The organism is Curvibacter sp. APW13 (assembly GCF_032337135.1).
Lineage (GTDB): Bacteria > Pseudomonadota > Gammaproteobacteria > Burkholderiales > Burkholderiaceae_C > Allorhodoferax.
Window position 1 is genome coordinate 502,663 of sequence record NZ_JAVXZZ010000002.1, and the last position, 12,428, is coordinate 515,090.

Annotated in this window: 12 protein-coding genes; 6 read left to right on the forward strand and 6 right to left on the reverse strand. The window is 63.3% G+C overall.

Annotated elements, in window-relative coordinates:
* Positions 1-29 precede the first annotated feature (29 nt).
* Positions 30-566 (forward strand): TlpA disulfide reductase family protein, encoded by a 537-nt coding sequence (locus RQP54_RS10615; RefSeq protein WP_315678241.1) that lies wholly within the window; start codon positions 30-32, stop codon positions 564-566.
* 35 nt (positions 567-601) lie between these two features.
* On the forward strand, positions 602-1,282 hold the full coding sequence (locus tag RQP54_RS10620; RefSeq protein WP_315678242.1) for a hypothetical protein: 681 nt from the start codon (positions 602-604) through the stop codon (positions 1,280-1,282).
* Positions 1,283-1,294: 12 nt separating this feature from the next.
* Here RQP54_RS10620 and RQP54_RS10625 read toward each other — a convergent pair whose 3' ends face one another.
* Together RQP54_RS10625 and RQP54_RS10630 are read right to left on the reverse strand one after the other, a co-directional pair.
* Positions 1,295-2,077 (reverse strand): hypothetical protein, encoded by a 783-nt coding sequence (locus RQP54_RS10625; protein ID WP_315678243.1) that lies wholly within the window; start codon positions 2,075-2,077, stop codon positions 1,295-1,297.
* A 65-nt stretch (positions 2,078-2,142) separates the two neighbouring features.
* Positions 2,143-2,496 carry a thioredoxin family protein gene (locus RQP54_RS10630; RefSeq protein ID WP_315678244.1) on the reverse strand — a complete coding sequence of 118 codons (354 nt, stop codon included), beginning with the start codon at positions 2,494-2,496 and terminating at the stop codon, positions 2,143-2,145.
* Positions 2,497-2,614: 118 nt separating this feature from the next.
* Here RQP54_RS10630 and RQP54_RS10635 point away from each other — a divergent pair, with 118 nt between their 5' ends.
* A complete protein-coding gene (locus RQP54_RS10635; RefSeq protein ID WP_315678245.1) occupies positions 2,615-3,388 on the forward strand; it encodes a ferredoxin--NADP reductase in 774 nt (257 codons plus the stop codon).
* A 2-nt stretch (positions 3,389-3,390) separates the two neighbouring features.
* Positions 3,391-4,413, forward strand: coding sequence for an adenosine kinase (locus tag RQP54_RS10640; RefSeq protein WP_315678246.1), 1,023 nt, complete (start codon positions 3,391-3,393; stop codon positions 4,411-4,413).
* A gap of 58 nt (positions 4,414-4,471) precedes the next feature.
* On the opposite strand, the gene dinG is transcribed toward RQP54_RS10640, so the two are convergent.
* Positions 4,472-6,646 (reverse strand): ATP-dependent DNA helicase DinG, encoded by a 2,175-nt coding sequence (gene dinG, locus RQP54_RS10645; RefSeq protein ID WP_315678247.1) that lies wholly within the window; start codon positions 6,644-6,646, stop codon positions 4,472-4,474.
* Between the two features lie 213 nt (positions 6,647-6,859).
* Here dinG and RQP54_RS10650 point away from each other — a divergent pair, with 213 nt between their 5' ends.
* Positions 6,860-8,008 (forward strand): transglutaminase domain-containing protein, encoded by a 1,149-nt coding sequence (locus RQP54_RS10650; protein ID WP_315678248.1) that lies wholly within the window; start codon positions 6,860-6,862, stop codon positions 8,006-8,008.
* A 36-nt stretch (positions 8,009-8,044) separates the two neighbouring features.
* On the opposite strand, the gene RQP54_RS10655 is transcribed toward RQP54_RS10650, so the two are convergent.
* Genes RQP54_RS10655 through RQP54_RS10665 form a run of 3 tightly spaced genes read right to left on the reverse strand, consistent with a single transcriptional unit; the run spans position 8,045 to position 12,077 of the window.
* On the reverse strand, positions 8,045-9,796 hold the full coding sequence (locus RQP54_RS10655) for a polysaccharide deacetylase family protein (RefSeq protein ID WP_315678249.1): 1,752 nt from the start codon (positions 9,794-9,796) through the stop codon (positions 8,045-8,047).
* 44 nt (positions 9,797-9,840) lie between these two features.
* Entirely contained in the window at positions 9,841-11,814 is a 1,974-nt protein-coding gene (locus RQP54_RS10660) for a hypothetical protein (protein WP_315678250.1), read from the reverse strand.
* A 44-nt stretch (positions 11,815-11,858) separates the two neighbouring features.
* Positions 11,859-12,077 carry a SlyX family protein gene (locus RQP54_RS10665; RefSeq protein WP_315678251.1) on the reverse strand — a complete coding sequence of 73 codons (219 nt, stop codon included), beginning with the start codon at positions 12,075-12,077 and terminating at the stop codon, positions 11,859-11,861.
* A gap of 100 nt (positions 12,078-12,177) precedes the next feature.
* On the opposite strand from RQP54_RS10665, the gene RQP54_RS10670 reads away from it, so the two are divergent.
* The gene (locus tag RQP54_RS10670; protein ID WP_315678252.1) at positions 12,178-12,420 is read left to right on the forward strand and encodes a hypothetical protein; all 243 of its coding nucleotides are present in this window, start codon (positions 12,178-12,180) and stop codon (positions 12,418-12,420) included.
* Positions 12,421-12,428: the final 8 nt, after the last annotated feature.

The following is a 12,428-nucleotide window of genomic DNA, read 5'->3' on the forward strand; positions in this document are numbered from 1 at the left end:
CGCAGTACTTAAGCGGGCTAGAGATCGGTATGACGCCTAGAAAAGCGCTCACAGCCCGACTGTGGGCGCTTTTTTTCTGCCTCCTACTCGGTGGACCGGGCCAGGCCTGGGCCTCGGACGGCTACGAGGTGCTTCCAGCCCCGCGGGGCATGGCGCTGCCTTCAACCCTGGGAACCGACCTTGCAGGCCGCGAGTGGACAGTACGCGATTTGCGGGGCAAGGTAGTGCTGCTGAACTTCTGGGCCAGCTGGTGCGAGCCCTGCCGCGCCGAGATGCCCTCGCTGCAGGCCTTGCAGGCCCGGTACGGCGACAAGCTGGTCGTGCTGGCCGTGAACTACAAGGAGTCGCCCGAGGCGGTGCAGCGCTTTGTCCAACGCCAAGGCTGGACTCTTTCCGTGCTCACGGATCCGCAAGGAGCGCTGGCCAAGCGCTGGGGCATCGGCATCTTTCCGACCAGTGTGCTCATTAGTGCCAAGGGGCAACCGATGAGCGTGGTGCGCGGCGAGGTGGACTGGCAGGCGATGGGCCTGTCCATGCCATGGTACAAACAGTGGCTGGGGCCTTGAGCCCTTTGCTGAATGGGTTTGTGAAGGGAGAAAATATGAAAAGATGGTTGTCTGTACTGGCCTGGATGCTGGTGTCTGCGCACGCCGGTGCGATGGAGTTGTTCGAGGATGGCAAGTTCGTTGCACAGGCGCAGCCTGGGTATGCGGTGGCGCCTGGGGATACCTTGGCTGGTTCCACCATCTACCGTCCTGCTGCGGCCCTGCTGTCGAAGTCGGGCATTGCGAAAGCCACTGGTGGCATGTTCGATAAGCCCATGCCATGGGCTGTGCTTGTGTATGCGGATGACCACCATTGGGATGCGATTCAGACCATGGTCGTCTCGGTTGGCGCGGATGAAACCAATGCCTGGCTTGGGGATCCATGTGAAGGGGAGTCGATTGTGAAGATCAATCGCGTTCGGGGGCGCCTGGACCGATGTGCTGTAGCCCGCTTCAAACCCCTGGACATCGGCGGTCAGCAACAGACGGTGCTACAGCTGGTTTTTGTCGAGTCGAATGTTGGCGGACGTCGCTATGAACTGCATTTCCTGGTCAACCTGATGGCGAGGGGCGTGCCAACCCTGGACCTCCTGGCGGACAGCCAGTCCAAACCCCATGTGGCAATGAGGGCATGGATGGGGACGATGCTGGACGCCGTGGTCAGCGCGGCCAGCCACGGCAAACCCACCAACGCGTTCGACGGTGTGCTCGCGCCCTGGACTGTGCTGGCGCAATAGCTGATCGTTGGATTACTGTCCCACAGCCAGATTGAACTCCCGCAGCGTTTCCCGGCGCAGGCGCTCCAGGGTACCGTCGGCTTTCATCTTGCGCAGGGTGACCGCTGCCTGCACTGCCAGGGCAGCGTGCTTGCGCTGCAGGTAGGGGTACAGGAGGTCGGGCTTGGACAGGGTGAGTACCCTGATGGGCGCAGGCTTGCCTGCAAATTCGGCATTGCCTGCCTCGGACAGTACCGCTGCGTCGACGCCGCAGTGGAGCTCGTTGCGTCCGTAGTGCAGCATGTGCAGCGCATTGGCGGTGGTGGTGACATCCACCACCTGATCCGGTGCCAATTGGGCCTTGAGCAGGTCTTCGCAAAAGACCACGCCGCGGGTGTAGGTGACGGTGTAGTGGCTGGTGCGCAGTTGCTCCAGCTTGGTGAGCCGGTAGCCGGGGTTGGTGGCCCACAGCGCGTAGGTGATTTCCAGCACGGGTTCCTCAATGCGAACCAGGTTGGGTTGGCTGTCGCCAAACGCCAGTGGTCGTGACAGGTCGCCGTCAACGCCGCCATTCCCCAACTCCAGCGCAAGCCGCGCCGTTGGCAGCGTGCGTATTTCGATGGGCACGCCCAGGCGGTTGAAGAGCTCGGTGTGGATGCGTCGCAGCAGCGTGCCTGCGTAATTGCCGTCGGGGCGGGGCGTGCCCAGCACCAGCACCGGACTGGGTTGTGCGTAGGCTGCATTCGTGGCCCCTGCAGTCAGGCCGATCCAAACCAGTGTCCGCGTGAGGACACGGTACCAACGATCATTTCTCATTTGTGTGCCAAGGCTCCAACGACCTTTGGTGGTTTTCGTGGCCGGCTACCGGCTCGCGTGAAGGCCTATTGTGCCTGCAGCCGCGTCAGCAGCGCCTGCACGTCCGGGTCGGCTGCGGCGGCCCGCACACCGGGCTCGAGCTGGGTTTGCACCATGCGCTTGAGTGTGTCAGCGTGCGGCATCACGGTGCCGAAGAAGCGCACGTCATCGCCGGCTCCGATCAGCAGGGTAGGGAAGTTTTCCACCTCGATCGGGTCCACCAGGTCGGCCTCGTCCTCGATGTCCACCCACACAAAGCGCACGTCCGGCATCTCGGCCGCCAGGGCATCGAACACGCTGCGGTAAGCGCCACAGGTGAGGCACCACTGGGCGCACAGGCAGGCGACCAGGGCAGGTGTGGGGGCGGTGGCAGGCGGCATGGACAAAGTTCTTTATGCGTGTGCGTGCTATCCATATGCGACATATGTCTCAAAGAATGCAGCGCCGGGGTTTTACACTATCGGGTTTTCCCTCACGGCAATTATTGCAGGGCTTCCCATGAGTGCATTCCTCGAAGAAACGGTTACCCACGTTCACCACTGGACCGACCGCCTGTTCAGCTTCAAGACCACACGCGACCCCGCGCTGCGGTTTTCCAATGGCCACTTCACCATGATCGGCCTGCGCGTGGACGGCAAGCCCCTGCTGCGTGCCTACAGCATCGTGAGCGCGAACTACGAGGAGCACCTGGAGTTCTTCAGCATCAAGGTGCCCGATGGCCCGCTGACCTCGCGCCTGCAGCACATCCAGGTCGGTGACAAGCTGGTGGTGGGCAAGAAGCCCACCGGCACTCTGCTCATCGACTACCTGCTGCCCGGCAAGATCCTGTACCTCATTGGTACCGGCACCGGCCTGGCCCCATTCCTGTGCCTGATCCGCGACCCGGCCACCTACGAGAAGTACGAAAAGGTCGTGCTGTTCCATGGCGTGCGCGAAGTCAAGGAACTGGCTTACGCGGACTACATCACCATCGACCTGCCCAACCACGAGTACCTGGGCGAGTACGTGAAGGAGCAGCTGCTGTACTACCCCAGCGTCACCCGCGAACCTTTCAAGAACCGCGGCCGTGCCACCGACCTGCTGGCCAGCGGCAAGCTGCAGCAGGACCTGGGTCTGCCCAAGCTCGACCCGGCCAACGACCGCATCATGATCTGCGGCAGCCCGGCGTTGAACAAGGACATGCGCGAACTCCTTAACGCCCGTGGCTTCCAGGAAGGCAGCACCACCACGCCCGGCGACTACGTCGTCGAACGCGCCTTCGTGGAGCAATGAGCATGGCGCAAATCGACCTCTACGCCATTGGCAACGCGCTGGTGGACTCGGAATACGAAGTCTCCGACGCGCAATTGCAGGCCCTGGGCGTGGAAAAGCGCCACATGACGCTCATCGACGCGGAGCGCCGCACCACCCTGGAACACGGGGTGCAGGGCCAGCATTCGCGGCACACCGGTGGCGGCTCCGCCGGCAACACCGTGGTGGCACTGTCGCAGCTCGGTGGCAAGGCCTTCTACGCCTGCCGCGTGGCGGACGATGCCTTGGGCCGTTTCTACCGCGACGACCTGGCCGCCAACGGCGTGCAGAGCAACCTGGTGGACGGTCTCGCCAGCAGTGGTCAGACTGGCACCTGCATGGTCATGGTCACGCCCGACGCCGAACGCAGCATGAGCACCTTTTTGGGGGCTACCAGCGAGCTGGAAGAGAGTGCCCTGCGCGAAGATGCCATCCGCAATGCCAAGGTCTACTACATGGAAGGCTACCTGGCCGCCCAGACCGGCGGCCTGGCCGCTGCGCTCAAGGGCCGTGCCATCGCTCGCGCCGCGGGTGTGAAGCTGGCTACCACCCTGTCCGACATGAGCATGATCAATTTCTGCCGTGCCGGACTGGAAGCCATGGTCGGCGGTGAAGACACCGGCAAGCTTGACTACCTGTTCTGCAACGAGGAAGAAGCCTTGGTGTGGTGCGACTCCAAGGACATTGACACCGTGTGCGACCGCCTCGCGCCACGCGCGGCCACCGTGTGCCTGACCCGTGGTGCCAAGGGCTGCATCGTCATCGAAGGCAGCAAGCGTACGGCGGTGGAAGCCGCCAAGGTGAGGGCCGTTGACACCAACGGTGCGGGCGACATGTTTGCCGGCGCCTTCCTCTTCGCAGTGACCCAAGGCTATAGCCACGCCCAGGCCGCCCGGCTGGCCAACGACTGTGCCGGCCGTGTTGTCGCCCAGTACGGCAACCGCCTGAAGCCGGAAGAACTGCAGCAACTGCGCAAGGACTTCGAGGACGCGAACGCCAAGGGTTGATTCGGGCTCTTTTTTCAGTAAAGCCTGCGATCCGCAAGGGTCGCAGGCTTTTGTCCTTCTAGCGCAGGTACGTGGTTTCGCGCTTCCCCAGCTGGTACGGTGGCAGCCCGGCGAGCATGCGCCGCCCGTAGGCCGTTTGCGTGAGGCGCTTGTCATAGCAGATGACCTGGGCCTGGTCGTCTTCGGTGCGGATGGCGCGGCCGGTCCATTGCAGCAGCTTGATGCCGGTGGCGGGGATGACCAGGGCGTTGAACGGGTCCACGCCGGTGCTGCGCAGCCACTCGGCGCGGGCTTCGTCCACCGGCTCGGTGGGGGGCGCAAAGGGCAGCTTGGCGATGAACACGGTTTCGCACAGCATGCCTGGCAAATCCAGCCCTTCCCCAAAGGACTGCAGGCCGAACAGCACCGAGGGGTTGCCCGCTTCCACCCGCGCCGTATGGGCCGCGAGCAGCTTGGCGCGTGACTGGGTGCCCTGCACCAGCACGCGGTCCATCAGCTGCGGGGGCAGTGCGTCGGTGGCGGCACGCATCTGCGCCTTGGAGGTGAACAGCACCAGTGCACCGCGTTTCACGGCGGCAATGTCCTTGAGCAGCAGTGCCACCATCTCGGAGGTGTAGGCGTTGGCGTCCTTGGGCTCGGCCTTGGTGTGCACCACCGTGAGCTGGCCCTGCGCGGCATAGTTGAAGGGACTGGCCACCTCGCGCGCCTGCACGTGGGGCGCACCGTAGAGCCCGGCCTCATGCAAAAAGTAGTCGAAGCTGCCGCAGCTGGTGAGTGATGCGCTGGTCACCACGGCGGCGCGCACCTTGCTCCAGAGGAACTGGCGCAGCAGGTCGCCGGGGACGATGGGGCAGGCATGGGCCGTCATGGTCAGGTAGCCACCACCGCTGCTGGCCTGCAGCCACTTGGCCAGCGGTTGCTCGCCGTGCTCCAGCAGCAGTGTGCTGGTGGAGACCAGGCTGCCAAGCTTGGGCGCCAGGCCGCCCAAGCGCGCGTACATCTGCGAGGCCAGCACGGCCAGCGAAGGGTCTTCCTTGGCCAGGGCTTTCACGTTGGTGCCGAGGGTTTCGAGCGCCTTGCTCAGGCCCGTGGCCTGCGCCAGGATCTGGCCCACGGGCTCCTTCAGTTCTTCGGGCAGCACCCCGTTGGCAAAGCGCAGCGTGCCGTCGATGCCTTCGCCGCTGGCTTCGCGCCCGGTCTGGGCCCACACCAGGTCCATGGCCATGCGCGCCACTTGCGTGAGCACACCCTTGAGCTGGGTGGTGACGGTGTTCACGTCGTCGCCCAGGTGCAGGTGCATGCGGGTGGCGACCTCCTGCATGGTTTTGGGCAGCTTGTCGAGCCAGCGCAAGTTGCTCAGGTCCATGCTGCTGGAAAACTGGTCCAGCGCCACGGCGGGCAGGTGGTGGCCTTCGTCGAACACCACGAGGCAGTTGTCCAACTCGGGCAGGGTCTTCATGCCCAAGCTGGCCAGCACCAGGTCGTGGTTGGCGACGATGACGTTGGCTTCGGCCAGTTTGGTGCGGGCGTTGTAGTAGCTGCAATCGCGAAAGCGCGGGCAGTGGCGCACCGTACAGCTGTGGCGTTCGGCCGCCACGGTGGCCCAGTCGCTGGGGTCCGGCGGCAGGGCCAGGTTGTCGCGGTCGCCGTCCCAGGCGTTGGCGGCCAGCAGGCCGGCCAGCGTGTCGTAGAGCTTGAAGCGGCGCTCCAGCGGGTCTTCCTGCCCGGCGAAGGCCTTGGGCTTGACCATGGCTGGCGCGTCGTCAAACAGTTCTTCGATGGCGCTGCCATTGCCGGCCAGGCGCTCGAGCTTGATCTTGCAGACAAAGCGCCCGCGTCCCTTGGCCAAGGCAAAGCTGAAGGGCAGGGGCATGGCACGCGACAGGGCCGGCAGGTCCTTTTGCATCAGCTGTTCCTGCAACGCGACCGTGGCCGTGGAGATGATGACGCGGGTCTTGCGCAGCAGCGCCAGCGTGATGGCGGTGCTGGCGTAGGCGGCCGACTTTCCCACGCCGGTGCCGGCCTGGATGACGGCGATGGACTTGAGCGGGTTCGGGTGCTCGCCCAGGTCGCCGCTGGACAGCGTCTGTGCCACCAGCTCGGCCATTTCGTGCTGCCCCAGGCGCGGGCGAAAGCCCGCCGTGGTGCTGACCACCTGCTCGAAGGCCTGCAGGGCCTGGGCAGAGAGGTCGTCCACGGTGAAGGGGCTGGGCGGCTGGGTGGCGTCAGTCACGGGAAGTTGAGTGCAAAAACAGGTGCTAGCCCTCGTGGATATTGCGTAGGCAGCTACCAAAAGCGTAGCGGCTGCATGGCAAGAGGGGAAGCTCCAGAAAACAGGCGGCCGGCCAAGGATAATCGCTGTTCTCGCCATTCGGGGCACCTCAGTTGCGCCGTACGCGTTTTTCGCTCCCAAAGCCTTTGGGAGCCTATTGCCGGAGATCCTTTCATGACCACCGTTTTCGACCGCAAGGGCGCTGTCGCGCGCCGCGCTTTTCTGCAAACTTCCGCTGCCGCAGTGTCGGCCAGCGCATTCCCCCTGTCGGCCCTGGCCCAGTCCGCAGCACCTGCCGCCCCCGCCAGCCGCACCTTTACCCCCACGCCCGGCACCTGGCGCACCTTCGAGGTGACCACCCGCGTGGACATTGCCAAGCCCCAGGGCGCAACCAAGGTGTGGCTGCCCATTCCCAGCATCAACAGCGAATGGCAGCGTTCGCTGGAAAGCAGCTACAGCAGCAACGGCCAGGCTAGAGCGGCGGTGGACGGCAAGTACGGCGCCCGCATGTTGCAGGTGGAATTCGCCGCCAGCGAAGCCAAGCCTTTTGTGGAACTGACCAGCCGCATCCAGACCCAGAGCCGTGCCCAGGACCTCAGCGCCAAAGGCACCGCCGCAGCGGCCGACGCCTCCGACCTGCAGTTCTGGCGCCGTGCCACCCAGCTGTTGCCCACCGACGGCATCGTGCGTGAGACCGCGCTGGAGGCCACCAAGGGTGCCAAGACCGATGTCGAGAAGGCCCGCGCCATCTTCAACTGGGTGGTCACCAATACCTACCGCGAACCCAAGGTGCGCGGTTGCGGCGAAGGCGACATCAAGACCATGCTGGAAACCCACAACCTGGGCGGCAAGTGTGCCGACCTCAACGCCCTGTTCGTGGGTCTGTGCCGTGCCGTGGGTCTGCCCGCGCGCGACGTGTACGGCATCCGGCTGGCTCCCAGTGCCTTCGGCTACCGCGAGCTGGGTGGCAACTCGGCTAGCCTGAAAGGCGCGCAGCACTGCCGCGCCGAGGTCTACCTGGCTGGCTACGGCTGGGTGGCCATGGACCCGGCCGACGTGGCCAAGGTGATGCGTCAGGAAACGACCGAGTGGATCAAGACCACCGAGCACCCGCTCATCGCCCCGGTGAAGCAAGGCCTGTTCGGCGGCTGGGAAGGCAACTGGATGGCCTACAACAATGCGCACGACCTGGTACTGCCCGGCTCTACCGGCCCCAAGCTGGGCTTCTTCATGTACCCCGTGGCCGAAACCGCTGCAGGTCGCGTGGACTCCTACGCGCCGGACGACTTCAAGTACCAGATCAGCGCGCGCGAAGTGGTCTGACGGTACCAGCCGTCCCGTTCTGGGCACCCTGCGGGGCTAGTGCACGCTGATAAGCCCTTTCACCTGCCCTGGTTCCAGTCGGTCAAAGACCAGGGCGGTGCGCTGGGGGTCCAGTGCAACGACGCGCACGGGGCCGCTTGAAGGCTGCCCTGTGTCGACCCAGCGAACGGCTGCATTGGCTTTCGGCAGTGTCACCATGACAGTGATCCCTTCGACCTTCTTGGGGGTCGAAAGGGTCAGCAGGATGCCATCGTCCTGAGGTGCCTGCTGGATACTCACTTGAGCACGGTCACGCCACCACTGTGCAATGGCGTCTCCCCGGGCAACCCACAACTTGTCGCCGTATCTGGCGACCTTGCGCACGTAGTCTGCCATTACGCGGTCCATCAGCGCTCCATCGGTGTAGTACTGGGAATGCACCGAGAGCAAGCTGAACGCGGCGCTGCGGAAATTCAGATCCAAGTCGAATTCCAGCACACGCGAGACAGCGTCCGGTGTAAGCCGCAGTGATGTGAAGTTCACATCATCCCACTGGGTTCGCGGCAGAACCACCAAAGCCTCTTCTGCGGACAAACCACTTTCTGCGATCGAGAAGAAGGGTAAGCGGTCCTCGCTGGCTGCAGGATCGGCGGCATGATGGCGCAGTCCGTGCTTGCGCAATAGCCGCTCCGTCGTATGGTCGTAGGATTCCGTTGGTGCGCGAAAGCCGGTGGCATAGCGGGTGTCCTCACCTAGGATGCCGCGCATTTGCTGGACCATGAATTGAATGCGCAGTTCCTGCTCCTGGGCTGGTAGCCTGCCGAACCCGTAATGCACATCTGCGTGGTACGCGATTTCATGCCCTCGCTGCATGAGTTCCTTGACGATCGCCGGGTATTTGATGGCTTCGCTCGTCAGGCTGTAGAACGTGCCACGATACCCGTACTTCTCCAGATCCCGCGCGAGATTGACTGCAGAGTAGTAGCGGTCTTCGGTATCCATCTCGATGAGGTGTGCTGCCTGCCGGGCGTGCGGCCAGGCAGCCTTGAAGACCTGCGGTTTGCGACGCAGCCAGGCCAGACTCGCGTCCAGGATAGCGCCCAGCGCCGTTGCTCCCGCTTTCTTCGAGGGCCACGCTGTTTCAGGCAAACCGAGGTAGACCACGCGATTGCGATCGGACTCGTCAAAGGCCAGGGCACCATGCGGCTTGGTGTCCAGCAGGCGATCCCACCCCAGCATGACTGCAGCCAACTGGCGAGACTCCACCCGGATGGCCCGCGATCCGCCGTCACCACCGATATCGATCCGCCGTCCAGCCGGGACGGGCCAGGTGATCGGTCCATCCCCAAATGGCATCAGGAACAAGCCGTCATCGGACGTGAATTCACCATGGGTCTGGATGCGAAAGAGCCCGTGCAGGAAATCCAGTCCAGTCGATGCTTGGCGTTCGTTTTGGCTACCGATCAGTCCAGTTCCGAAGAGACTCGTCCCGTGTTGCGACAGACGCAGCAGTGCCGATCGCTCCGAGGGGTCCAGTGCCGTACTGCTAGGAAGAATGACCACACCCCTGTGTTCATTCAGGGCCAGAAGCTCACTGCGACCGATTTCCTTGGCATCGCTGCCGAACTTCTTGAGATAGCGGCGCCATGGATTGAGAACATCGGCATAGCCTGCTGCCTTGTCGGGCCAAGCGTCTACCGTCGTCGGGCTGACATAAAGGTAAATGGCCGGTGCCTTGGTGCTCCCCCAACTGCCTGTCATCGAAAGGAGCAGCAGGGCCAGAAGAACAAGTGGGCGAATGGATATCACGGCCTGATCCTAACGTCGATGCGCATGGTGACAGTCATGCAGGGCTACTGTGCCGCTGCGTCCCGGAACGCCAGTTGCCAGATACTGCGTCCTTGGGGTAGACGGTCGAACAGCAGCACGGAGCGCTGTTCGTCGACGCGAATGACTGCCGGCGCTGCAGCGCCAGCGGTGCTCGTCACATCCACGGACACATGTGCAGCCGGCATGGATACCCAAACGGCAATGCCCGCAGAATGTTCCCAATGGTTGGCGGAGTTCACGTGGAGGTGCCACGCCTTTCCCTGCTCCCTGAGCTCAAGGCGCACACCCGCACGGGCAGTCCACCATTGCGCAATTTGCCCTGCATTCGCCACCCAGGCGCCGGATTGCCCCCCGCGTATGTGGCTGAGCAAGCGATCCTTCTGTGCCGGGCTGACCGCATCCTGCGAACTGATGCTTACCGTTGTGAGTCCTCCCCATTCGAGCGATCGGGTGATGTCGGCCAGGTAGCTGTCGAAGCCGCGCGCTGGATTGGCCTGCCTGATGCGGTGGTCCATCGAAGCCAGGGTCAGCGGAAGGACGACCACAGTGGGGCGTTGTGGTGTCAGCATGTAGGGCAGCGCCGCTTCGCCGGCCTCCATGGCGACAAGAATGTGATCGGTAGCGGTGCCCGGATTGGCGATTTCACCGCGCATCAGCGACGGTCCGCCAAAACCGCGGAGATAACCCGGCTTTACCACCACAGGGCCATCCGCAAGCCGCTCGCGCAGTGCACGTGGCCAGGAAGCTTGCGGATTGGCGCTCTCGCTGGCGTCCAGCATACGAGCCTGCTCCAGCCATGGATTCGCAATCAACGGCTCTGCGCTGGCGGGCATGGTCGGCTCCCCTTGCCCTTCGCGCTGATAAACGCTCAGAGGAAACCCATTTCGGCTGAATCGGTTGATCCAGTCTGCTGACTGTGCCGTCGAGGTAGCGTCTTGGCGCAGCGCTGGCAGGATAGCGGCCGTGTGGAGTCCAGGCCAATAGGCAAGCGCTGCGCGAGGCTTTCGCATGAGCCAGTCCACGATGTCACCATGGAGTGCATTGAAATGGTCTGGATTCATGCGTTGCCAGCTTTGTTCGGCATATCCGAGGCTGGCTATGCGGGCAGAGACGGTTTTCGATACCCGTGTTTCCAGCACTTGGATCAACGCGCTCTCCTCGCCGTCCGAAGCGACCGAACGCGTCCAATCGGTCAGCTTCGCCAGGGTCTTGCCGCCGCGCAAAGGCAAGTAGGGCTGCTTCGGGGATTTTTCCAGCCAAATCCGGGTTCCCGTATCCAGCGACTGCAGAACGCTGAAATCGGTGCGCGGGGTTAGGTAGTTATTTGTGTCGGGGATGACACTGCGGCGCGCGGGATGGATGCCCAGGTCCTGCTGCATGAACCTGTCACCGACACGCGCTCCGTTTTCTGCATAGGTTGCGACTTCCCAGGTCGTAAGCAGCGATCCGCCGCGTTGACGCCAGCGACGTAGCGCACTCTTTTCGGCCTCCGAAAGGACGATAGCCTGAGGAAGGACGATCAGTCCGAAGTGGTTGATTCGATCGATTTCATCCGCTTGGCTGATGCGCCCAACCAGCAGACCTTTGGCCCGAAGCAGGTTGGACCAAAGACGGGTCCCGCTGCTTGGATCAATGCCCAAGCGCATGAGTTGTGCTTGCGATGCAGCGGAACTGTAGATCCAGGCGTCGGCATCATCGAGTAGCGAGGCGGTGGGTTGCGCCCGTCTTTTCAGTGTGGCTGAATTGGCATCCACCACATCGACCCTGTCCGAAGGAGCCTGGTTCGACGTGGTCTCGAAGACACCTGGCGGAACGACATCCTTTTTTGCGCTGACGGCTTTTTGCCCAGTTTGTGGGGTTGGGCGTGGAGCAGCCGGACTGCATCCGGCCATGGCGACCACGAATGCACAGTTGACAGCAATGCACAGCCAGCGGACAGCATGGATCCAAGCCCATTGGCCGGTGGATCTTGGGGCGTGAAACAGCGTGATTGCCATGGTGCCGATGATCAACGATGTGTTGTCTGCAGCGCTAACCCCGCTCAGTAATGCGGTGGCAGCTCGTCGCGCAGCGAACGCTGGCCGGGCTGGGTCTCGGCCGTGCCGGCCTCGCGCAGGCGTTTGAGCTCGGCAATCAGCGCGTCGATCTGCTGTTGCTGGCGGATCACCACGGCGTCGAGCTGCTCCAGCTGGTGCTCGGTATAGCTCAGCTTGATTTCGAGGTCTGTGAGCCGAGTTTGAGTTGCGTCAAGTTTTTCCATGGCAGGGAGCGTAAGCTGTGGGGAAACCGGACGGGTTATCCGGAGGCGGCATCGTGCCGGCTGGTAGCCCCAAAAAAGCCGGCATCGTAAGGCGAAAACCATGATGTATGACAGCGAGCAGACCGAGCGCCGCAGCAATCCGGTATTACGCCAGCGTTTTGTGCTGGTTTTTGAGGTGCTGCGCCCCTATTTCGACGCCAGCCAGCAATGGGCGGGGCAGTCGCAGGAGCATTTTGCCTACCGGGCGCTCAAGGAACACTTCCCCGACATGAGCTCGCAGGATTGCTTCATTGCGGTCGCCACGGCGCGGCGCATGGTTTCCAGCGGCACCCTGCCGGTCTAAGCACCACA